14 protein-coding genes and 3 pseudogenes are annotated in these 22367 nt (G+C 64.5%); 7 read left to right on the top strand and 10 right to left on the bottom strand.

Annotation, left to right across the window (positions count from 1 at the left end; translation table 11 throughout):
• Nucleotides 1-16: 16 nt before the first annotated feature.
• Together aroC and AC54T3_RS07115 are read right to left on the bottom strand one after the other, a co-directional pair.
• Complete coding sequence (gene aroC, locus AC54T3_RS07120) at nucleotides 17-1132, bottom strand: chorismate synthase (RefSeq protein ID WP_496623550.1); 1116 nt, start codon at nucleotides 1130-1132, stop codon at nucleotides 17-19.
• 9 nt (nucleotides 1133-1141) lie between these two features.
• Nucleotides 1142-2518: a TolC family outer membrane protein gene (locus AC54T3_RS07115; protein ID WP_496623629.1), complete on the bottom strand. Its 1377-nt coding sequence runs from the start codon at nucleotides 2516-2518 to the stop codon at nucleotides 1142-1144.
• A gap of 270 nt (nucleotides 2519-2788) precedes the next feature.
• Between AC54T3_RS07115 and AC54T3_RS07110 the strand changes: the two genes are divergently transcribed.
• The 5 genes from AC54T3_RS07110 to AC54T3_RS07090 all read left to right on the top strand — a co-directional run bounded on the left by AC54T3_RS07110 (nucleotide 2789) and on the right by AC54T3_RS07090 (nucleotide 10757).
• Nucleotides 2789-3838: a hydrolase gene (locus AC54T3_RS07110; RefSeq protein ID WP_496623548.1), complete on the top strand. Its 1050-nt coding sequence runs from the start codon at nucleotides 2789-2791 to the stop codon at nucleotides 3836-3838.
• Between the two features lie 98 nt (nucleotides 3839-3936).
• Complete coding sequence (locus AC54T3_RS07105; protein WP_496623546.1) at nucleotides 3937-6906, top strand: ATP-dependent RNA helicase; 2970 nt, start codon at nucleotides 3937-3939, stop codon at nucleotides 6904-6906.
• Nucleotides 6907-7123: 217 nt separating this feature from the next.
• Nucleotides 7124-8467: an NAD(P)/FAD-dependent oxidoreductase gene (locus tag AC54T3_RS07100; RefSeq protein ID WP_496623544.1), complete on the top strand. Its 1344-nt coding sequence runs from the start codon at nucleotides 7124-7126 to the stop codon at nucleotides 8465-8467.
• Nucleotides 8464-9228, top strand: coding sequence for a DUF1365 domain-containing protein (locus tag AC54T3_RS07095; protein WP_496623543.1), 765 nt, complete (start codon nucleotides 8464-8466; stop codon nucleotides 9226-9228). Before AC54T3_RS07100 ends, AC54T3_RS07095 begins: the two co-directional genes overlap by 4 nt.
• Entirely contained in the window at nucleotides 9228-10757 is a 1530-nt protein-coding gene (locus AC54T3_RS07090) for a class I SAM-dependent methyltransferase (RefSeq protein ID WP_496623541.1), read from the top strand. Before AC54T3_RS07095 ends, AC54T3_RS07090 begins: the two co-directional genes overlap by 1 nt.
• Here the strand turns inward: AC54T3_RS07090 and AC54T3_RS07085 are convergent.
• Together AC54T3_RS07085 and ffh are read right to left on the bottom strand one after the other, a co-directional pair.
• The gene (locus AC54T3_RS07085) at nucleotides 10749-14627 is read right to left on the bottom strand and encodes an EAL domain-containing protein (RefSeq protein ID WP_496623540.1); all 3879 of its coding nucleotides are present in this window, start codon (nucleotides 14625-14627) and stop codon (nucleotides 10749-10751) included. The genes AC54T3_RS07090 and AC54T3_RS07085 overlap by 9 nt on opposite strands.
• Before the next feature lie 45 nt (nucleotides 14628-14672).
• Nucleotides 14673-16088 carry a signal recognition particle protein gene (gene ffh / locus AC54T3_RS07080; protein WP_496623539.1) on the bottom strand — a complete coding sequence of 472 codons (1416 nt, stop codon included), beginning with the start codon at nucleotides 16086-16088 and terminating at the stop codon, nucleotides 14673-14675.
• A gap of 164 nt (nucleotides 16089-16252) precedes the next feature.
• On the opposite strand from ffh, the gene AC54T3_RS07075 reads away from it, so the two are divergent.
• Complete coding sequence (locus tag AC54T3_RS07075; RefSeq protein WP_496623537.1) at nucleotides 16253-17059, top strand: cytochrome C assembly family protein; 807 nt, start codon at nucleotides 16253-16255, stop codon at nucleotides 17057-17059.
• Between the two features lie 70 nt (nucleotides 17060-17129).
• Here AC54T3_RS07075 and AC54T3_RS07070 read toward each other — a convergent pair whose 3' ends face one another.
• Together AC54T3_RS07070 and arsS are read right to left on the bottom strand one after the other, a co-directional pair.
• On the bottom strand, nucleotides 17130-17762 hold the full coding sequence (locus tag AC54T3_RS07070) for a TIGR04282 family arsenosugar biosynthesis glycosyltransferase (RefSeq protein WP_496623536.1): 633 nt from the start codon (nucleotides 17760-17762) through the stop codon (nucleotides 17130-17132).
• A gap of 1 nt (nucleotide 17763) precedes the next feature.
• Nucleotides 17764-18729 carry an arsenosugar biosynthesis radical SAM (seleno)protein ArsS gene (gene arsS, locus AC54T3_RS07065; RefSeq protein ID WP_496623627.1) on the bottom strand — a complete coding sequence of 322 codons (966 nt, stop codon included), beginning with the start codon at nucleotides 18727-18729 and terminating at the stop codon, nucleotides 17764-17766.
• Nucleotides 18730-19129: 400 nt separating this feature from the next.
• On the opposite strand from arsS, the gene AC54T3_RS07060 reads away from it, so the two are divergent.
• Nucleotides 19130-19711, top strand: coding sequence for an ice-binding family protein (locus AC54T3_RS07060; protein WP_496623534.1), 582 nt, complete (start codon nucleotides 19130-19132; stop codon nucleotides 19709-19711).
• A gap of 125 nt (nucleotides 19712-19836) precedes the next feature.
• On the opposite strand, the pseudogene AC54T3_RS07055 reads toward AC54T3_RS07060, so the two are convergent.
• The 4 genes and pseudogenes from AC54T3_RS07055 to AC54T3_RS07040 all read right to left on the bottom strand — a co-directional run.
• Nucleotides 19837-20061: pseudogene (locus AC54T3_RS07055) on the bottom strand (dCTP deaminase); the annotation flags it as partial.
• Nucleotides 20062-20823, bottom strand: a pseudogene (locus AC54T3_RS07050) (dCTP deaminase domain-containing protein); the annotation flags it as partial.
• 9 nt (nucleotides 20824-20832) lie between these two features.
• Nucleotides 20833-21186 (bottom strand): annotated as a pseudogene (locus AC54T3_RS07045) (dCTP deaminase); the annotation flags it as partial.
• A 113-nt stretch (nucleotides 21187-21299) separates the two neighbouring features.
• On the bottom strand, nucleotides 21300-22340 hold the full coding sequence (locus AC54T3_RS07040) for a LysR family transcriptional regulator (protein ID WP_496623532.1): 1041 nt from the start codon (nucleotides 22338-22340) through the stop codon (nucleotides 21300-21302).
• Nucleotides 22341-22367 lie beyond the last annotated feature (27 nt).

Here is a 22367-nt window from a genome sequence, read left to right as displayed (position 1 = left end):
AGACGCGGAGGCTGACTCAGGACGCTTGCGACGGGATCGGCGCCAGCGGCGGCACCACTTGGGCATTTTGCGCGCGATGACGCAGCAGATGATCGATCAGCACCAGCGCCAGCATGGCCTCGGCGATCGGGGTCGCGCGGATGCCGACGCACGGATCATGGCGCCCCTTGGTGATGACCTCGGTCTCAGCGCCGGTGATGTCGATGCTGCGGCCAGGCAGCCGGATGCTCGAGGTCGGCTTCAGGGCCAGCCGGGCAATGATGTCCTGACCGGTCGAAATGCCGCCCAGCACGCCACCGGCGTTATTGGAGAGAAATCCATCCGGGGTCATCTCGTCGCGGTGTTCGGTGCCGCGCTGGGCGACGCTGCCGAAGCCGGCGCCAATCTCAACCCCTTTGACCGCATTGATGCTCATCAGCGCATGGGCGATATCGGCATCGAGCCGGTCGAAGATCGGCTCGCCAAGGCCGGGTGACAGGCCCGTGGCGATGACCGTGACCTCGGCGCCAATCGAATCGCCGGACTTGCGCAGCTCATCCATGTAGGTCTCAAGCTCGGCGACCCGTGCCTCGCCGCCACAGAAGAACGGGTTCTGCTCGACCTGGGCCCAATCAAACGCATCATCGCCTGGAACGGGCAGCTTGATCGGGCCAAGTTGCGTCAGGCACCCCTGTACGTCGATCTGTTGTAGATGTCGCAGACACACCTTAGCGATGCCGCCTGCGGCGACTCGGATCGCGGTCTCGCGCGCCGATGAGCGACCGCCGCCACGATAATCGCGCCGGCCATACTTCATCGTATAACTGTAATCGGCATGGCCGGGCCGAAACCGGGTCGCGATCTCGGAGTAATCCTTCGAGCGCTGGTCCTGATTCTCGATCAGCAGCCCGATCGGCGCGCCGGTGGTCTCGCCCTCGAAAACGCCGGAGAGAATGCGCACCTGATCGGACTCGCGCCTTTGCGTGGTGTGGCGGGATTGTCCCGGCGCGCGCCGATCCAGATCATGCTGCAGATCGGCTTCGCTCAACGGCAGCCCAGGCGGGCAGCCATCGACGATGCCGCCGATCGCCGGACCATGACTCTCGCCGAAACCGGTGACGACGAACGAGCGACCGAAGCTGTTTCCTGACACGGCGGCGAATCAGTAGGCGGGCGGCTGGACCATGTCCTGCTCGGTGAGCCAGGCATTGCCCTTGGCCAAGACATCGCGGGTCAGGGTACTGGTCGCCTGATGCAGCTGGATGCCGTTGAGGATGTAATCGTAACGCGCCGAGAGGTAGTCGAACTCGGCCTGGAACAGGTTGCGCTGGGCATTGAGCACATCGACCTGGGTGCGGGTGCCGACTTCGAGACCGGCCTCGGTGGACTCCAGCGAGCTGCGTGCCGAGACGATGGCCGCCTGCCGTGCCTTGACGTCGCTGATGCTCGAGAGGATGCCGCGAAAGGCGTCCTTGACCTGGTTCATCACCGCGCGACGTTGCTGATCGAGCCGATCCTGCGAGGCCCGGAATAGGTGTCCGGCCTGGCGCGTCGACGAGGCGACGGCACCGCCCTGATAGAGGGGGATATTGACGTTCAGGCCGATGAAGCCGGAATCGGTATCGGTACCGAGTTCCCGACCAGTGCGCGACATGTCATAGCCGGCCTGTACATCGACGCGCGGATAATACCCGGAGCGCTGGATCTCGATGTCCTTGCGCGCCGCCTCGGCTGCAGCCTTCGCCGCCGCGATGCCGTAGTTATTCGCCAACGCGGTTTCGGCCCAGACATTGATCTCGTTCGGCTCCGGCGGTGTCAGCGGCAGGCGATCGCCGAGCCGTGCCAATGGCACCCTGACTGGCCCAACGATGCGACGCAGCGCCTCCCAGGCATTGTTCAGATTGTTCTCGGCGGTGATCAGCTCCGCGCGCGAACGGTCGAACGCGGCTTGGTTGTCGTTGACGTCGGTGATCGCCACCAGACCGACCTCGAAGCGCTGTCTCGATTGCTCCAACTGGCGCTCATCGGCCGTGACCAGGGCCTCTTGCACCCGCACCAGATCGGAGGCGCGCAGCACCTCGAAGTAGGCCTCGGTGGTGCGCACCATGAGGTCGACCTCGGCATTCTGGAACTCAGCCTCGGCCCGCGCGATGGTGTCGTCGGACTGGCTCAGGCGTATCCAGTCGCCGCGGTTGTAGACCGACTGCGACACGCTGGCGGCGAGATTGGTCGTCTCAAAGGTATCGCTGCGGTTGGCGTTCTGGAAGTTCAGACTCTGTCCGCTCGAGTCGACGGCGTTGTAATCGACACGACCGGAGACGCCAAAATTGGGCAGCAAAAGCGCCCGCGCCTGTGGCTTCGCTTCCCGGCTGGCGTAAAAGGTCTGCTCCGCCTCGCGCAGCGTTGGATCGCTCCTGACAGCCAGATCGTAGATCTGCAGCAGATCCTCGGCCCGCGCCTGCGAGGGCAGCAGACACACTGGCAGCAGGGGGATGCATAGCAGCGCAATCGGGCCCAGGGCCCTCCTAAGCGGTCTCATCATCGTTCTCGGTCATATCCGTTGGAGTCAGAGGGGCGGCTTTGGCGATCGGCCGCACATAGCCGTGGAGTATAGGCGAGCGCCCCAATGGCCCACAATGTCAGTTGGTGCCCGTTGCCGTCAATGCGCTGCCATCAATCCGGACTCGTTCTTCCGAGCGTGCAGCTAGCGGATGTTCAACAGGCCGTTCATTGTAATCTAGGCGCCTCAACGCGATACGCCTCAACCCGGCCAAGCCCAGGCAGACTGACCTCAGCCAACAGAGACGCCATGACCAACGGCAGGATCATCGACAGCGACTTCCGCCCACCCTGGTGGCTGAAGAGCCCACATCTGCAGACACTCTGGCCAAAGCTGCTGATGCACCTGGGCCAGCACCGGGGCGCGCGCAATCCACCGCAGACAGCGCTCGAGCGGCGCCGCATCGAGCTCGCCGATGGGGACTTCATCGACCTCTCGAGCAGCGTCGGACGCGAGGGACCGCGCGTGCTGATCCTGCACGGGCTCGAGGGCGGGCTCGAATCGCACTACGCCGGCAGCCTGGTCGATCGACTTTCAGAGGCTGGTTTCCAGCCCGTATTCATGCACCTGCGCGGCGCCAGCGGCGAGCCGAACCGACTCGCGCGTTCCTACCATTCCGGCGCCAGCGAGGATCTGCGCGCGGTGCTCGAGGTCTTGGCCGAGGATACCGATGGCCCGCCGATGGCCGCGATCGGCTTCTCGCTCGGTGGCAATCTGCTGCTCAAGTATCTGGGCGAGTGCTGGAACGAGCACGGCGATGGGTACGGCGACCCGCTGCTCGATCGCGCCATCACGGTCTCGGTCCCCTTCGTGCTGCGCGATGCGATGCTGCGGCTCGAGCTTGGCTTCGCCCGGGTCTACCGGGGCTATCTGGTCAGCCGCCTGAAGACCAGCTATCGGCAGAAGTTCGCGCAGCGATCGTCACCGCTCGACGTCGACCTGGATCGGATCAAGGACTTCAATCAATTCGACGATCAGATTACCGCGCCGCTGAATGGCTTCGCCGGCGTCTTCGATTACTATCAACGTGCGAGCTGTCGTGGCTATCTGCGCCAGATCCGCACCCCGACCCTCATCATCCATGCCGCCGATGATCCCTTCATGTTCCCGAGCACGGTCCCCTTCGAGCACGAGCTTGGCCCCGGTATTCGGCTTGAGCTATCGGCGCATGGCGGCCACGTCGGCTTTATTGAGGCCAGCGGCCCGGGGTTGTCCTCCGGCTGGCTTGAGTCGAGGATTCTGCGCGAGTTATTGGCATGCACTCCCGGCAACGCAGAACCGAGTGCCGAAGCGACATAGCGCCAGTCGCCTCGCTTGCGTGCCGGGTCGCTCGCCAAGGATGAGACCGGATCCGTCGCCGAGGATGAGCAGGCATCGATTCGGCCAGACGATTCACCATGAGCCCTGAATCCCCACGCCCCCGCCAGAGCGCGCTGCCGATCGAGACCAGCCTGCCCGAGCTTCACCGCTGTCTCGCGCAGGGTCATGCGCTGCTCAGCGCGCCAACTGGCTCCGGCAAGACCACGCGAGTACCGCTGTCGCTGCTGGATGCCGGCGGGCTCCCCAACCGGCTCCCGGCCTGGCTCCAGGGCCGCTCGATCCTGATGCTGGAGCCGCGCCGCCCGGCCGCGCGCATGGCGGCGGCGCGCATGGCGGCGATGCTCGGCGAGACGGTCGGCGAGACGGTGGGGCATCAGGTGCGCTTCGAGCGGCGCATCGGTCCGCGCACCCGGATCGAGGTGCTGACCGAGGGCATCCTGACCCGGCGCATCCAAAGCGACCCGGAGCTGAGCGACTGCGGCCTGCTGATCTTCGACGAGTTCCACGAGCGCAGCCTGCAGGCCGATCTGGGGCTGGCGCTGGCGCTCGATGTGGCCAGTCTGCGCGAGGATCTGCGCATCCTGGTGATGTCGGCAACCCTGGACAGCGAGCCACTCGCGGCCCTGCTCGGCGATGCACCGGTCATCCGCAGCGCAGGGCGCGCCTATCCGGTCGAGCTGCACTATCTGGAGCGGCCCGAGCGCGATCCATCGGCCGCCGTGCTGCCGGCGGTGCGGCGCGCGCTCGCGGCGCACTCGGGCGATCTGCTGGTGTTCTTGCCCGGCGCCGGCGAGATTCAGCGCGCTGTCAGCCAGCTGAATCAGGCACTCGTCTCGTCGGCCGTCCAACAGGGCTCCAGTATTCAGGCTCAGGCGCCATCCGCCACAAATACCTGGCCTGCCGCCGGTGTGCCTGCGCAGGCACTCGCTCCTGGTGTCGCTGACCGGGGCGCCGGCACCCCCATGCAGCCTGCCGCCGCTCGCGGCACCGGCGCCCTCGCCGGGGAACCAGCCAGCACGACCAAGGCTGCCGGCATCGATATCCTGCCGCTGCACGGCAGTCTCTCGCTAGCCGATCAGGATCGGGCGTTGCGCCCCGCGCCCGATGGCCGTCGCCGCATCGTGCTCGCGACCGATATCGCCGAGACCTCGCTCACCATCGAGGGCATCGAGGTGGTGATCGACAGCGGCCTGACGCGCAAGCCACGCTTCGAGCCCGGCCCGGGCCTGACCCACTTGCTGACCCTACCGATCTCGCAGGCCTCGGCCGAGCAACGCGCTGGCCGCGCTGGGCGGCTCGGACCCGGACATTGTTATCGGCTTTGGAGTGAGGAGCAGCATCGGACCCGCCCGGCCCAGCGCGGCGCCGAGATCCTAGAGGCCGATCTGGCGCCGCTGGCGCTCGAACTCGCGCTCTGGGGCGTAACCGATCCATCCCAGCTGCGCTGGCTCGATCCGCCCCCGAGCGCGGCCTGGGCCCAGGCCGTCGAGCTGCTGCAAGTGCTCGGCGTGCTTGAAAGCAGTGGCGCGCTTACTGCCGCCGGCCGGCGGCTAGCAGCACTCCCGGTCCATCCCCGCCTAGCCCAGATGCTCACGGCGGCGCCGGCCAACGCGCGCGGGCTGGCGTGCGATCTGGCGGCACTGCTCGAGGAGCGCGATCCCTGGCAGCATCGGACCGGCCGTTGGCGCCCGGTAGACCTGCAACCACGCCTAGATGCCCTCGAGCGCTTTCGCCATCGGCAACCGACCCCCGACTTCGATACGGTGCGACTGCGCGTGGTGCAGCGCACAGCCGCGCAGTTCCAGCGGCTTGTCGCCGAACAAAACGTCACCAAGCCCAACGATCACGCGATCAAGCCGAAGTGCAGACCAACCTCCCGACCGGTCGCCAACCTGGCCGCCAATTCGGCCAGCGATTCGGGAAACGATCCAGGGATCGATCTGGCCAGCGATCCTATCGGCCACCCGCTCATCGAGCCCGTCCGCGATTCGATCGGGGCGCCAGCCAAGCCCACGACCAGGGCACGAGCCGCGCACGACAGGCTGAGCCCCTGGCCGAGTCTCGGCGCCCTCCTCGCGCTCGCCTACCCGGAGCGCATCGCCCGGCGCCGCGACGGTCGCGAGGGCGTCCAGGGCGGCACCCGCTATCTACTGCGCAACGGCAGCGGCGCCGAGCTTCCGCGCGACGATGCACTGGCCACCGAGCCCTGGCTGGTGATCGCCGACCTCGACGCGGCCTGCGGCGATCATCGCATCCGCGCCGCAGCGGTGATCAGTGAGGCCGAGGTCCGTGCCCACTACGCCGAGCAAATCAGCACTACCCGAACCCTGACCTGGGATGTACAGCGAGAGGCGGTGGTCGCGCGCGACGAAGTCCAGCTCGGCGCCATCCTGCTCGATGCCCAACCGGCGCCGCTCGCCGACACGGACGACGGTCTTGCGCTCTTGCTTACGGCGATCGCACACGACCTCGAGCGATCGCTCAACTGGACCCCGACCGCACGCCAGCTCTGCGCCCGCGTCCAGCTCGCTCGACGCCTGCAGCCCGAAGCCGATTGGCCAGACCTCTCGACGGCCGGGCTCAAGGCCAGTCTCGATCACTGGCTAGCACCCTGGCTCGCCGGCAAGAGCCGCCTGGCCGAAGTGCGCGCGCTCGACCTGACCGAGATGCTGCGCCAACATCTGGGATGGACCAAGACCCAGGCGCTCGATACCCTCGCACCCATCCGCCTCCACACGCCGGCCGAGACCTGGCGTCCAATCGACTACCTCGCAGGTGAGCAACCGGCACTGCAGGTCCCCATGCAAGAACTCTTCGGCGTCAGCGACACACCACGCATCTTCGACGCTCGGCAACCGCTGCTGCTGCATCTGCTTTCGCCTGCAGGCCGTCCACTACAGGTCACCCAGGACCTAGCCGGGTTTTGGTCCGGCGCCTACGCCGAGGTGCGCAAGGAGATGCGCGGCCGCTACCCGAAGCATCATTGGCCGCAAGACCCCGCGCGAGAGCAGCCGACCAAGGGTGGCCTGAAGCGCCATGCACGATGAGCGCGGAGCGCGAAGCACGCAACCCACACTGAGCCGTGCTACCTTGGATCGTTTCCAAGCGGCCGCGTCGATACCCTTACCACTGGCGTGGCCATCGGTCGCGACCAGCAACTTCATCACCTTTCCCACCTCGGCACCGTCGCGGAGCAGGCATTGAAGCCACCTAGGCATTGAAAATGCTTGAGGTGTCCAGATGTCCTGCCAGCAGCGGCTTGACATGAACCAGACACTCCATCGCATGCGCAAACAGATCGCCGTCATCGGCAGCGGAATCGCCGGCTTGGCCGCCGCCTGGCTCTTGAGCCGGGAGCACCAAGTGACCCTCATCGAGAAGAACGACTACATTGGCGGGCACACCCACACCATCGATGTCGACGAAGCCGGCCAACGCCTCGCGGTCGATACCGGCTTCATCGTCTATAACATCGCCAACTACCCGCTGCTGACGCGGCTGTTCGATGTCCTCGGCGTCGCCACGCGCGAGAGCGATATGTCGTTCTCGGCCTCGATCGGCCCGGGTGCGATCGAATATTCGGGCGATAGCCTCAACACCCTCTTCGCGCAGCGGCGCAACCTGCTCAGCCCGAGCTTCTTGCGCATGATCGCCGACCTCGTGCGCTTCAATCGGCGCTGCAAGACCATGCTGCGCGAGGGCGGCTTTGATGGGCTGAGCGTCGGTGCGCTGCTCGAGCGCGAGCGCATGAGCGACAGTTTTCGCGATCACTTTCTGCTGCCAATGGCGGCCGCGATCTGGTCTTGCCCGACCCGCACCATGCTCGATTTCCCGGCCGAGAGCCTGGCGCGCTTCTTCAACAATCATGGTCTGCTGAACCTGATCGATCGCCCGCTCTGGCGCTCGGTCACCGGCGGCAGCGCGCGCTATGTCGAGCGCTTCGTCGAAACGATTGGCCGCGAGCAGATCCGGCTCGATGCGGCGCGGGCGGTCCGACGCACCGAGCAAGGCGTTGAGGTCACCCTGGCCTCCGGCGAGCGTTCCCTGTTCGACGACGTCGTGTTCGCCTGTCATGCCGATCAAGCGCTAGCGCTGTTGGAACAGCCAAGCGCTGCCGAACAAGCATTGCTAGGTTGCTTCCGTTATCAACCAAACCGCACCTATCTGCACACCGACATCGGCCTGATGCCGCAGCGTCGCCAAGTCTGGTCATCCTGGAATTACCTCTCGCAGCCGTCTCGGGACGGCTCCTGCGCGGTCTCGGTGACCTACTGGATGAACCGGCTGCAAGGGCTCAAGACCGACAAGGACTATCTGGTCTCGCTGAATCCGCTGCGCCCGCCCGCCGAGGAAACCATCATCGCCGAGATGGATTATGACCACCCGGTCTTCGACCAGGCCGCGATGGATGCGCAGCCAAGGCTCCCCGAGCTGCAGGGCCAGGACCGGCTTTGGTTCTGTGGCAGTTATTTCGGTTACGGTTTCCATGAGGACGGGCTGGCTTCGGCGGTGGCGATGGCCGATCGCTTCGGCGTCGACACCTCGATGCTCAGGGCGCCTGTGACTGCGCCGCCGACGCCGGCATCCACGACGGGCACCCGCGCATGAGCGAGAATCCGCATCGCATCTACTTCACCCAGGTGATGCACCGACGGCTGTTCCCAGTGCAGTACCGCTTCACCTATCGAGTCTTCAGCCTGTTGCTGGACTTGGATGCGCTCGACCAGGTGCCGGGGCTGCTGCGCACCAGCAAAGGCGTTGGCCTGTTCCGCTTCGCACCCGAGGATCACGGCCCGCGTGATGGCTCACCGCTGCGACCTTGGGCGGATCAACTGCTGCGCGAGCAAGGTATCGAACTCGAGGGCGGGCGCATCCGCCTGCTCTGCATGCCGCGCGTGCTCGGCTATGGCTTCAACCCCTTGAGCCTCTGGTACTGCGAGCACGCCGACGGGCAGTTGCGCGCAGTGCTGGCCGAGGTCGGCAATACCTTCGGCGACTCGCATTTCTATCTGCTGGCCAACGGTGGCAAACCACTGGCCTGGCCGGTGCGCGACAAGGCGATCAAGTGCTTCTATGTCTCGCCATTGATGGAGATGGCCAGCGAGTACCACTTCCGCCTCGCTGAGCCGGCCGAGCACCTCGGCGTCTTCATCCGCCAGTTCTACGCCGATGGCCGCTTGCAGCTGGTCGCCACCCAATCCGGCGCCGGCGAGCCGCTGACCCAGCGCGCCCTGTGGCGGGCGCTGCGGCGCACGCCGCTGATGGGCTTCAAGGTCATGGCCGCGATCCACTGGCAGGCGCTGAAGATCTGGCTGCGCGGTACGCCCTATGTCCCAAAAACCGCCCCACCCCCGCCCGAGGTGACCTGATGGCAAGCGAGAAGACGGCCGAGGCCGCCCTGCCCCGACTCCAGCAGCCGCTCTTCGGCCCGGTGCCGCGCATCCTGCTGAAGCCCGTGATCTGGCCGATCACACGGCTCTTCGACCGTATCGCAGCCGGCCAGCTGCGGCTGCGGCTTGGTGGCCGCACTTATCTGCTCGAGAGCGATCGCGACGGCCCCCAAGCCGAGATCGATATCCACCGCCCCCTGCGCATGGCCCGACGGTTGGCGACCAAGGGACATCTCGGCCTCGGCGAGAGCTGGATGGCCGGCGACTGGGACAGCCCGGACCCGACCGCGCTGCTGCATCTGCTTGCGGTCAACGAGCATCGCTGGCGCGAACGCCAGCGTGGCGGTCCACTGCACCGGCTGATCTCGCCACGGCGCCATCAGCGGCGCAGTAATACCCACACCGGCAGTCGCCGCAACATCGCCTATCACTACGACTTGGGCAACGACTTCTACCGGCTCTGGCTCGATGAGAGCATGACCTATTCCAGCGCCCTCTACGCGCAGCCGCTCCAAGAAGTGGCCCCGCAGTCGACGCCGCCCCCAAAGCACGCCTCGCAGTCAGACCAACCAGCTCTGAGGCTGAACCTGCGGCCACAGCCGCGAGCGGAGACCGCGCGAGCGTCAGCAACCGCCCCGAGCGCGGAGTCAGTCGCCGCAGCGAACACCCGATCAGCCGCTGGACTATCCGGCGCCGACGGCGGCTCAAGTGCTGGCTTAAACGCCGGCATCAGCGCCGCCTTGAGCGCGGCACCGCTGAGCGCTGACAACGATCAAGCGCTCGCCCAGGCGCAGCGGCGCAAATATCAGCGCCTGCTCGGGATGCTCGATGCCAAGCCCGGACAGCATCTGCTGGAGATCGGCTGCGGCTGGGGCGCGATGGCCGAGGCAGCGGCCGAGCGCGGGCTCACGCTCACCGGTATCACGCTCTCGGAGAAGCAACTGGCTTGGGCCAAGGCGCGCTTGGACGGCAGTCCGCTCGCAGCACAGGTCGAATTGCGGCTGCAGGATTATCGCGACGTCACCGAGACCTTCGATCATATCGTCTCGATCGAGATGTTCGAAGCGGTCGGCGAGGAATACTGGCCGACCTATATGGAGACGCTGCGCGAGCGCCTGCGCCCCGGCGGCACCGCAGCCCTGCAGGTGATCACGATCTCCGATGACCTCTTCGAGGACTACAAGGCGAGCCCGGATTTCATCCAGCACTATATCTTCCCGGGCGGCATGCTACCGACGGTCGGGCGCTTCGACGCCGCCGTGCAGGCGGCTGGGCTTGAGGTCGTGCAGCGCGACTTCCACGGCAAGGACTACGCGCGCACCCTGCGCGCCTGGCATCGCCGTTTCCTCGCGCGCGAGCCCGAGGTACGCGCGCTCGGCTACGACGGGCGCTTCATCCGCATGTGGCGCTACTATCTCTCGTACTGCGAGGCCGGCTTCCTCGATGAGCGCATCGATGTGATGCAGGTCGCGCTCAGGCATCGACAAGGCGCGGAGCCGTCAGCCTAGGTCGTCGCTCCAGGCACCGGGATACACTGCGGGGCTGAGCCGTTCGGAACGCTCCGCCGGTGTCACCTGTTGGATGAGCCGCCCGATCTCGGTCAGGAGATCGTCGCTCGCCTTCTGCAACGGCAGCCATCGCTCGTCGGAGGCATCCATTGCCTCGTGATCGGCTTGGGCGAGGAGTTGGACGGCGAGCGCATGCAGCCGCTCGTGGCGCCGGCCAAGGGCTTGGAACTCGGCAAACGCCTGGTAGCGAGCGCGGCCAGATCCCGCATACCAGCGCCCGAAATCGCATGCCTCCGCCTCCAGATCGGCGCTCTGGAGCGGCCCGTCCTGCGGCTGCGTTAACCGGCACAGAAAGCGCTGCAACCAGCGACGATGATTCTGTGCCGCCAGCATCAAGGGCAGATCGTCGCGCTCCGATAGCCCCTCCAGGTCGTCCAAACACGCATGGGTCGACCAGTGTGCGAACCACTCCGGCAGCGCATCGGCAGGCATGGGGCGGGCGATCCCATAGCCCTGACCAAAACGGCAGCCGAGCCAGGTCAGCATGGCCGCATGCGCCAGGGTTTCGACCCCCTCGGCGATCACCGGGCGATCAAAGGCGCGCGCGAGCTGCACCACACTCTGGACGATCTCCCTGTCACCCGGATCCTGCAGCATGTCGCGCACGAAGCTTTGGTCGATCTTGAGCACATCGACCGGCAGCGCCCGAAAATACGCCAGCGACGAGTAGCCGGTGCCGAAATCGTCCAAGGCGAAACGCACCCCGAGTTCGCGACAGCGAGCCAACACGCGCTGCGCCTGCTCAAAATCGCTCAGGGTCGCGGTCTCCAGAATCTCAAGCTTCAGATCCGCGCCGGCGGCAGCGGGATGGGCGCGCAGTGCTTGCTCAAGGCGCGCCGCGAAGTCGGGTCGCAACAGATGGCGGGCACCGATATTCAGGCTGATCGGCAGTCCTCGGCCTTCGCGGTTCCAGGCTTCAAGCTGCTGCAAGGCGTGCTCGATCACCCATTCGTCGACCGCGACCTCGAGTTCGGTGCCTTCAATATCGGGCAGGAAGGTTCCCGGCATGCGCAGCCCGTCCTCGGGATGCTGCCAGCGCACCAGGGCCTCGACGCCGATCACCTCGCGGCTGATCATGTCGACCTGCGGCTGAAAATGCAGGATCAGCTCGTTGCGCCGCACCGCCTCGCCGATACGCTCGAGTTTGCGCTGACGTTCCTGGAGCAGTTGGTCTTGCTGCGCGTCGTAGAGATGGTAACCATCCTTGCCTGCCTCCTTGGCGCGATACATGGCCTGATCGGCATGTCGCAAGAGGGTATCCGGGTCTGCGAGATCCGGCGGACAGAGGGTGACGCCGATGCTGGCCGACAGGCGATGGGTGACCTCCCCGACCCTGACCGGTTCGCGGATGCCAGCGAGAACCCGGCTGAGCAGGCCAAAACAATCGTCGGGTTGTGTCAGATCGGTCAACAGCAGCACGAATTCATCGCCCCCGAGACGCGCGACCGAGTCCTCGCCACGCACCATCCGGCGCAAGGACTCGGTGACCTTGACCAACACGCGATCACCCACCGCATGCCCATAGCGGTCGTTGATCGGTTTGAAGCCATCGAGATCCAGGTAGCAGACCGCCAGCGCGATCCCCGTGCGTTTGGCATGCGCAATGGCCTGTTCGAGGCGATCCATCAACAGACGCCGATTCGGCAGGCCGGTGAGGTGATCGTAATGGGCAATGCGATCGAGTTCTGCCTCGTGTTCCTTGAACTGGCTGATATCGGTGAAGACCCCAATATAATGCTGCAACACCCCCGAGGCATCGCGCACCACTGAAATCGACAGGAGTTCGGGGAAGATCTCGCCGTTCTTGCGGCGGTTCCAGATCTCGCCCTGCCAGAATCCGTCCGCCTCAATCGCTGCCCACATCTGCTGGTAAAACACGCGTTCATGCCGACCGGAGGCGAGCTTCTTTGGGTCTTCACCCAGCAATTCATCCTTCGTATAGCCGGTAATACGGGTGAAGCTAGGGTTGATGTCGACCAGCCGATTCTTCGCATCGGTGATCGCAATACCCTCGAGACTGTGCGCGAAGACGCTCGCGGCGAGCCGCAACCGCGTCTCGGCGTGGTGACGCTCGGTCACATCATGGATATAGCCATGCCAGAGGACGCTGCCGTCGGATTGGCGCTGCGGCGAGGCCTCGCCCTCGACCCAGAGGATGCGGCCCTCGGGTAATCGGACCCGGTAGGATTCCCGCCAGGTCGTCATGCGCTGGGCCGAACGCTCGATCGAGGCCTTGATCCGCTCGCGGTCATCGGGATGAAGGGCGGTAAACGCCAGACTCGCATCCTCTTGGACCTGGGATGGTTCAACGCCATAGATCGCCTTTAAGCCCGGGCTTGCAAAGGGGAAACAACTGCGACCATCGGGCCACCACTGATACTGATAGAGCATCCCTGGAACATGAGCGGCGATCTTCTGGATGCGCTCGTGCAGTTCCTGGATGCGATCGCGCTCGCGCGTGAGTTCCTCTTGTGCCCGCACCTGCGCGGTGATGTCGCGCCCGATCCCGAGCACACCAACCAGGCGCCCCTCGGCGTCATACATCGGGGTCTTGATGATCTCGACCTGTTCCTGATGACCATCATCGGCGAAGGTCAGGTATTCGCGACCCACGACGGGACCATTCGCGGCCAAGGCCGCGAGATCATGTTGGCGGAAGGAGGTGGCCCGCTCGGCGGAGACGAAATCGGTCGCACAGCGGCCTTTGATCTTCCCTTCAGGGAGGCCGAAGAGGCGCTCGAAACGCGGATTGCAGGCCAGATACACACCCTCGCGATCTTTCAGCCACACCAGGTCCGGGATGGTCGCGATCAGGGTGGCGAGAAACCCGCGCTCCCGCGAGAGGGCATCACTCAGGGCCTTGGCCTCGGTGATGTCCTGAACGGTGCCGCACAGCACGTGGACACGCCCGCTGCGATCGCGAACCGCCTGGCCGCGCACGCTCATCCAGCGTTGGCTGCCATCGGTGTGCCGCGCCTGGATATCGCAGCGCCAAGGCTGGCCATCGACCAGGGCCTGCTTGACCGCCGCCAACAGGCGCTTCCAGCTCTCTCGTGTCAGCAGGCGTCGCAGCGTCTTGAGCGGCGGGGGCTCGGTCGGGGCGAGGCCGATGAGCCCGAAGACCTCATGCGACCAACAGTGCGCGCCGGTGCGCACGACCAGCTCCCAGTCACCCAGGCCGGCGATACTCCGGGCTTCCAGCAGACGCGCCTGGCTTTCGCGCAGGAAGTGTTCATCATCCACGCGTTGTTCCTGCTGGCGCAGCAAGAGCCCGAGCAGCATCGAGACGAGCGGAAAGACCAACAGGAAAGGCAGCGCGACCTGCCCCAGCACCTGAGCCCGCTGTGCTGCGGGCAGCAGCCCGACCCAGGCCATCGCCGCCAAGTGCAGCAGAAGGCCAAAGGCCACCAGCGTCAAGGGCGTCAGCCGCAGCTTGCCGGCACGACGCAGGTGATGAAACAGCGCACCGAAGACGACGGCGGTGACAATGGTCGCGATCCCCATCGGCATACCGGCACCGCCAAGCCAGCCACGGTAGAGCGCCGCGATCAGGCCGGAGACGAGCGCTGCCGGCAGCCCGCCGAAGAGGCCCGCCATGCTGATGATCAGGGTGCGCCCATCGAAAATCAGTCCGGGGCCGATGGTCACTGGATAGACCATGCCCAGCAGTGCCGTGAGCCCGAACAACAGGCCGATCAGGAGTTGGGTCGAGGTCTGCTCGCGCGGCAACTGCGCGATGAACAGCCCGTGCGCCAAGGCCAGGGCCAACAACAGGGAGGCGTTCTGGATCAGCCCACCCAGGATACTCATGATCGGTCCACGCGCAGGGTCACCTCTGTTCGCCGCAACAAGGCGCTACATCGGAAAACCGCCGCCGGGCGGGAAGCCGCCCCCCCCCGGTGGCATCCCGCCCATGCCGCCCATGCCCGGCGGCAAACGGCCTTGCATCTGCTTCATCATCTTGGCCATGTTGCCGCCCTTCATCTTCTTCATCATCTTCTGCATCTGGGTGAACTGCTTGAGCAGCTTGTTCACGTCCTGCACCTGGGTGCCGGAGCCATTGGCGATGCGCCGCCGGCGCGAGCCCTTGATGATCTGCGGGTGCTGGCGCTCCATCGGCGTCATCGAGTCGACGATCGCGATCAGCTTCACCACCTCCTTGTCGTTGACCTGATTCTTCATGTGCTCCGGCAACTGCCCGGCACCGGGCAACTTCTCCAACAGCCCGGCCATGCCGCCCATCGAACTCATCTGCTTGAGCTGATCGCGGAAGTCGGTGAGATCAAAGCCCTTGCCCTTCTTGATCTTCTTGGCGAGCTTCTCGGCCTTCTCGTGATCGACCTTCTGCTGCATCTCCTCGACCAAGGAGACCACATCGCCCATGCCGAGGATGCGCGAGGCGATCCGATCTGGATGAAAGGGCTCGAGGGCGTCGCTCTTCTCGCCGACGCCGAGGAACTTGATCGGCTTGCCAGTGATCTCGCGGATCGAGAGCGCGGCACCACCGCGGGCATCGCCGTCGGTCTTGGTGAGCACCACGCCGGTGAGCGGCAGCGCGTCATGGAAGGCGCGCGCGGTCTTGGCCGCATCCTGACCGGTCATGCTGTCGACCACGAACAGGGTCTCGACCGGCGTCACTGCGGCGTGCAGATCCTTGATCTCCTGCATCATCCGCTCGTCGATCGCGAGCCGTCCGGCGCTGTCGACGATGAGCACATCCTTGCCCTGCCGGCGCGCCGCCTCGAGCGCGGACTGGGCAATCTCGACCGGCTGCTGTTGCGGGGTGCTCGGGAAGAAGGCGGCGTCGACCTCAGCGGCAACGGTGCGCAGCTGATCAATGGCGGCGGGGCGGTAGATATCGCAGCTCACCACCATCACGCTCTTCTTCTGGCGCTCCTTGAGATAACGCGCGAGCTTGCCAGCGCTGGTCGTCTTACCCGAGCCTTGCAGGCCGGCGAGCAAGATCACCGCCGGCGGCTGCTGGCGCAGGTCGAGTTCCTCGTTGGCCTCGCCCATCAGGCTGACCAGTTCGTCGTTGACGATCTTGATCAACACCTGCCCGGGTGTGAGACTCTTGGTGACCTCGGCGCCCAACGCCTTCTCGCGCACGCGCTCGATGAAACCGCGCACCACCGGCAAGGCGACATCGGCCTCGAGCAGCGCCATGCGCACCTCGCGCAGGGTCTCCTTGATGTTGTCCTCGCTGAGTCGGGCCTGACCGCGCAGACCCTTGAGCACCTCACCGAAGCGCTCTTGAAGATTATCGAACATGGTGTCTCTCTTGCTAAACCCGGTTGGCTTGCGCCAACCCATACATCTGTGGGATGCGGTTTGTTAATCTATATCAAGGCGGCGCGATTGAGCGGCCGCAAAGCAGCCGCAGGCGCGCTCGCGTGCGTTTGCAGTCCATCGTGCTTATGCGATGATCGCAGACTATGAACAACGTCGTCATCTCGATCGCAACCCTGATCGCCTACTTTGGCTCGGCCACCCTCATCGGGTGGCGGCTCTTCACGCATCAGCCAGACACCACAGCCCGGCTACGGGGGGTCACGCTCGGCCTCGCCTATGCCGGGCTCACGCTACATACCTGGCTGCTGTACATGGCGCTCTTCAGTTCCGAGGGCATCAATCTCGGTTTCTTCAACGCGCTCTCGCTAGCGGCCTGGACCGTGGTCGCCTCGCTGCTGCTCTCGAGCCTGAACAAGCCCATCGAGAACCTGGGCCTAGTGATCCTGCCGCTAGCCGGTCTCTCGGTGCTGCTCGATATGTTCTATCCGAGCACGCCGTTTCTGGCCGAGAACACCAGTTGGGTGCTGAAGCTGCACGTGCTGCTGTCGATGCTGGCCTACAGCCTGCTGACCCTGGGCAGCGTGCAGGCGGGACTCCTCTGGGTGCAGGACTCCTACCTGCGCGGGGGCAAGCCGGGCGGTTTCGTCCGTGCACTGCCGCCGCTGATGACTATGGAAGCCTTGATGTTCGAGATGATCGGCATCGGCTTCATCCTGCTCACCCTCGCGCTGCTGAGCGGCTTCGCGTTCCTCGACAACATGTTCGCCCAGCACGTCGTGCATAAGACCGTGCTCTCGGTGGTGGCCTGGTTGGTGTTCGGCGGACTGCTGCTCGGCCGCCGCCTCTGGGGCTGGCGTGGACGCAAGGCCATCTCCTGGACCCTGACCGGCTTCGGCATCCTGATCCTGGCCTACTTCGGCTCCAAGCTAGTGCTCGAGCTGATCCTGTAGCAGCCGAGCTGAGAGAGGGCCTGACGACGGTCAAGCCCGCCCATGCACGAGCGAGCCGGGCCGATGCCACTCATGTCATGCGCAAGTCGACATGGGCCAGATCCTCCGGCCGATCGATATCAGCCAGGCTTGGCAATTCGACCCAGTCCAGGTGCGCCTCACGCAGGCGCGCGCGGGTCATCGCCGCGACCTGAGCAGTCCCCCAAGGCATGGCCGCGAACAGCGTGGGCAATGCCGGAGCCGCATCAGACCGCAAACCCAGTAGCACATAGCCGCCGTCGTCGGCCGGACCCAGCACCGCAGGCTGCTCGCTCAACGCCAATAGCGCTTGCCTTAGATAATCGGCGTCGAGCGCCGGGCAATCGGTGCCGATCAGCAGCACGCGTTCCGAGGTCGCCAATGCCAAGGCGCTTGCTGTCCGCATGCGCGCGCCCAGGTCTGAGCCACGCTGGGTCTCCAGCCGAAGCACGAGGCGTTTCGCCAAGGTCTGAAACAACGGATGAGTGGCATCGGGTGCGCACCAGAGTTCGATAGGCGCCAGTCGCACGCGCGCAACGCGTTCCAGGGTCTCGCGCAGCAGGGTCTCGGCGAGCCGCGCGGCCCCATCGGCTCCCAGCGCTGGAATCAGTCGGGTCTTGCAGGCACCAGGCACCGGCGCCTTCGCGAACACCAGGATGCGCGCGTTCGGGAAACCATACCCCACACTAGCCGAGCGCGCCGCCACAGCTACTGCCCTGCCCGGCGGTGCAGCCATAGCAATGCTCACCCACCTGAATCGCTCGCCCCGCCAGCGCCTCGGGCGTGCTGAGATCACGGATGTGCAGACGCTCACCCTGCGTGGGCTCGAGCGGTAGATTCAGCATCTGATTGAAATCGCAATCGTACAAATAGCCCTGCCAGTCGACACTGATCAGGTCACGACACATCACCGCGTCCAGATTCGCCTCCTGATGAGCGCCCTTGAGCCGTTCGAGGTAGGCATCAAACTGCCGGGTCGACTGCAGCCAACTGCCGAAGCGACGGATCGGCATGTTGGTCAAGACGAGCAACCGATTGAAACAGATGCCATAGCGCGCCTGGAGTTCGTGCTTGTAGTCAGCCTCGAGCGCCGCTTGCGGTGGCGGCAGGCTTGCACCGACCGGATTATAGACGAGATTCAGCGACAAACCGCTGTCGGGCTGGCCATAGCCGCGCGCGTTTAGCGCTTGCAGGCTGCGGAGACTCGCCGCAAAGGTGCCCGTGCCGCGTTGTCCGTCGACGTTCTCCTCGAGATAGCAAGGCAGTGAGGCAATCACCTCGACCCGATGCGCAGCCAAGAAATCGGCCAGCTCTTCCTGTCCCGTCTCGGCGAGGATGGTCAGATTACAGCGATCCATGACCTGGATGCCCAGCTCACGGGCCGCCTCCACCAGCGGCCGGAAAACGGCGTTGAGTTCCGGCGCGCCGCCGGTGATATCCAACACCTCCGTGCCCCCGCAGCGTAGATAGGTCAGCACGGCGTCCAAGGTATCAGCGTCCATCTCCTCGCGTCGCGAGGGGCCGGCGTCGACATGGCAATGCAGACAGGACTGATTGCAGCGATAGCCGAGGTTGACCTGCAGGGTACGCACGGATCGGCGCGTTAGCGGCGGGAAATGGGATGGAAACAGCAAGGGTTTGGAGTCGAGCACGGATAGCTCCCGAGAGCGCAGGTAGGCAATTAAGGATAACGCTTGCGCGGCTGATCGTCTGCCCGAGAGGCCCACGACAAGCTGCTTCAGCTTACCGGCCGCATCCCGATAACCCTCGACCCGTTGCGGATAGCCCCGAGGACCGGACTGGGTGATGTTTCTGAAATTCACCGGTGGAAGATCCCCTCCAATTCAGGCGGTGATTCGCCGATAACGGTGTGGACAACACTATATGCGGGTTACCGAACGGAGCGCCTGCCCAGCCTGCACTATCGTGCCTCTCAGATCAGATTATCTGCATGTACGGTGCCGATCGATCTGCAACGCCACCAACAGGATCCGGCCATGAGCCGGCCCTCGGTATCGGGCTAACGAACGTCACGACAGTGAGGAACAATCAATGACCATCACCAGAATCGCTATGCCATTATGCGTAGCCTTGACCTGTCTCTCAGGACAGGTTGCAGCCGGCCCCCTTCTCGGCTCCGATTTGGAGAGTTTCACGGTGCTGGGTTCGTCGACCGTGACCAATGTTCCCACGAGCACGATCAACGGCAATGTCGGGGTCTGGTCCAGCGGCGGCGCCAACGCCATTACCGGCTTTCTTTCTGCGCCAAACGTTGCGACATCGGATCCGCAGGTGACCGGCGGCCAGGTGCACGCCGGCACTGCGCTTGCGCAATCCGCACAGGGCCAGCTCACGACCGCTCGCAATCTGCTCTCGTCCCTCGGTTCGGGTACAGGACTTTCGGCAGACCTGACCGGTCTCACGATCTTTCCCGGGGTGTATACCGTGCCTGCGGGGACGACCAACCTGTCGGGTTCAATGACCCTGGATGGCCAAGGTAACGCCAATGCGGCCTGGATATTCCAGTTGCCGAGCACGCTGATCACCTCGCCCAACTCGGTCGTCAATATCACGAACACGGGTGATCACGATGCGCGCGCTCCACCGCACCTCGGTCTCAACGCGGATCGTTAGTGTATCCATGAGCGTGCCTCCAAATCTCGATATCGCGATTGAACTGCGCAAACAAGGTGGCGAGATCGACAAAGAGCACCCGTCTTTGACGCTGATAATCGGGGATCGCCCCTATTGGCGTCTAGTCACGGCTTCGGCAAGGTCACGCCGCGCTGCCCCTGATACTTCCCGCCGCGATCCTTGTATGAGGTCTCGCAGACCTCGTCCGACTCCAGAAACAGGATCTGCGCTACGCCCTCGTTGGCGTAGACCTTGGCGGGCAACGGCGTTGTATTCGAGAACTCGAGCGTCACATGCCCCTCCCATTCGGGCTCCAAAGGAGTGACATTGACGATGATGCCGCAATTGCTGACGAACACACCGGCGGCGAGTGCAAAATTGCCGGCTTCGGGCACGGTCAAGCAGTAAACGTCGTGGTCGCCCTTGACCTCGCGAATGCGCTGTATCTTGTGGTTGTACACAGCCGCTGATTCTCCTTTCCCACGAAAGGCGGCGATGACGTCTGGAAAACGTCGAAATACCGAACGATCGCAGTCGAGGAGCCGAGCCAGTGCCTCGCGAATGGATTGACTATGCTCATCCGGGTTAAAGTCTTCACCATAACTCTCGGCATTGTGCAGCCGGATGTGCTCAGACGCCGCGAGGCGCTCGATATTCCAGGGCAAGTTGTTGAGGTAGTCGAAGTCCTTATGATGCCGGTGCGTTCCGGGCACATCTTCGTAGAGGCCATTGCGCAGGTTCCATTCATCGGCAAGCCGATGCGTTGGATACAGATGACCATTGGACGGCTGATAGACCATCTCGTATCCACGAGCAAGATGTCTATACAAGGGCATCAATGAATCGTTCGGGCGCAACTCATTGGCCGCGAGCATGCGGCCATCACGCAGCACGAATTCGTGATCCGGCGTGCAATGGATCTGCTGGCCGTTGTCCAGCGTCAGCTCGAGCAATGCGTCGCGGCCGATATAGCGCGGGGCCTCGAGCAGAGCGGCGATCACACGGCCATATTGGCCAATGCTGTAGCCCCAGAACAGCTCTCCCTGCTCAGCTCGCAGCGCCATCTCCTCCAAGGTGGGCGCGGAGCCGTCGAGCAGCGCAACGCGGGTGTCGGCGCGAAAGCAACGAGCATAGGTGCTCTTGCCGAGACAGATGGTCAGCACATTGCGTGGGATACGGAAGTATTCGACGGTTCGGGCGAGCGCGAATGAATTCGGCGGAATGATGCAAACATCGGCCCTGAGGTCAACGAAGCTCGATGAGTCAAAGTTCTTTGGATCGACGATGGCCGAATTGATGTTGGTGAAGATCTTGAACTCGTCGGCACAGCGGATATCGTAGCCGTAGCTTGAGGTGCCGTAGGAGATGACGCGACCGCCGCCTTCGGACTCCCGCACTTGGCCGGGAACGTAGGGTTCGATCATGCCCTGCTCGCTCGCCATGCGGCGAATCCAGCGGTCGGATTTGATACTCATAGTGTCGACGTTGTACCGAAACAGGGAGCCAGGGTCGCTGATCGACCGGGCTCGACTACAAAGACAGGATTCAGCGCTGCGGGCTTGCCTTGGGCGCTTCAGCGCTTGGCGGATCAGCCGAGCAGCCCGTCCTCAAAAGAGTCATCGCCGGCGGGTGGCGGCTGGCCGGAACGCTCGCCGCCAGTCAAGAACAGCTCGGTCATCAGCGCCTGGAAGCGTTTGCTGCTCGCGGACATGAACTTGCCGCGCCTGAGCACCAATCCATAGCTGCGCGCCGGGAAATAGGCATCCAACGGCCGGCGTGCCAGCGGCTCTTCGCCGGTGAGGCAGACATCGGTGACGATCGAGATGCCGAGCCCGAGCGCGACATACTTCTTGATCACCTCCCAGCCGCCCGCCTCGAGACGCACCTGATAGCTCAGCCCCTGTTGGCGAAACACCAGGTCGACCAGCCGCCAGGTGCTCAGATGTCGCGGCGGCAAGATCAGCCCATGCTCGGCGATATCCTGCAAGGACACCTTGGGTTTCTCGGCCAGCGGATGTCCGAGCGGGGTGATGAGCATCGGCCGGTAGGTCACGATCGGGATATAGCGGATATCATCCGGCACCTCGAGCATCGAGCCCACCGCCAGATCGACCTCATCGGCGCGCACCATCGCCAGGCCATCGCGGCCAGTCACGTTGTGTAGCTGTAGCTCGATGCCCGGATACTGCTCGGCAAAGCGTTGGATCGGATCAGGCAGGATGTAGAGGATGGTCGATTCACCCGCAGCAATGTCGAGCCGGCCGCGATCGAGCCGCCCACACTGCGCGGCGAAGGTCTCCTGCAGCCCATCAATGCCCTGCACCAGCGGCTGCGCCAGCTCGAACAGCAAGGCGCCCTCTGGGGTCAGTTGGATCTTCGGGCCGCGACGCTCGAATAAAACGGTATCCAGCTCACGCTCGAGCGATTGAATCTGCAGCGAGACGGTAGGCTGACTGAGCGAGACCAGCTCGGCGGCGGCGCTGACGCTGCCAACGCGTGCCGCATGGCAGAAGGCACGCAACTGCTTGAGGCGATTTTGACTGCCGCGTCCGGTGGCCGTGCCCGCCTTTTTCCGGCGACGCGACAACGGCGCGGAAGGCTGCTCTTGGTCGGTGGGCAAGCGGGTCATCCCAGGCAGCGTCCGACGATGCGAGCC

This window comes from Halochromatium sp. NSM3 (assembly GCF_059621085.1).
This window is presented reverse-complemented; position numbering and strand designations above follow the sequence as displayed.

Coding starts and splice junctions, on each gene's coding strand:
- AC54T3_RS07115 (WP_496623629.1), bottom strand. CDS start 2,518: ATGAGACCGCTTAGGAGGGCCCTGGGCCCGATTGCGCTGCTATGCATC.
- AC54T3_RS07110 (WP_496623548.1), top strand. CDS start 2,789: ATGACCAACGGCAGGATCATCGACAGCGACTTCCGCCCACCCTGGTGG.
- AC54T3_RS07105 (WP_496623546.1), top strand. CDS start 3,937: ATGAGCCCTGAATCCCCACGCCCCCGCCAGAGCGCGCTGCCGATCGAG.
- AC54T3_RS07100 (WP_496623544.1), top strand. CDS start 7,124: ATGAACCAGACACTCCATCGCATGCGCAAACAGATCGCCGTCATCGGC.
- AC54T3_RS07095 (WP_496623543.1), top strand. CDS start 8,464: ATGAGCGAGAATCCGCATCGCATCTACTTCACCCAGGTGATGCACCGA.
- AC54T3_RS07090 (WP_496623541.1), top strand. CDS start 9,228: ATGGCAAGCGAGAAGACGGCCGAGGCCGCCCTGCCCCGACTCCAGCAG.
- AC54T3_RS07085 (WP_496623540.1), bottom strand. CDS start 14,627: ATGAGTATCCTGGGTGGGCTGATCCAGAACGCCTCCCTGTTGTTGGCC.
- ffh (WP_496623539.1), bottom strand. CDS start 16,088: ATGTTCGATAATCTTCAAGAGCGCTTCGGTGAGGTGCTCAAGGGTCTG.
- AC54T3_RS07075 (WP_496623537.1), top strand. CDS start 16,253: ATGAACAACGTCGTCATCTCGATCGCAACCCTGATCGCCTACTTTGGC.
- AC54T3_RS07060 (WP_496623534.1), top strand. CDS start 19,130: ATGACCATCACCAGAATCGCTATGCCATTATGCGTAGCCTTGACCTGT.
- AC54T3_RS07040 (WP_496623532.1), bottom strand. CDS start 22,340: ATGACCCGCTTGCCCACCGACCAAGAGCAGCCTTCCGCGCCGTTGTCG.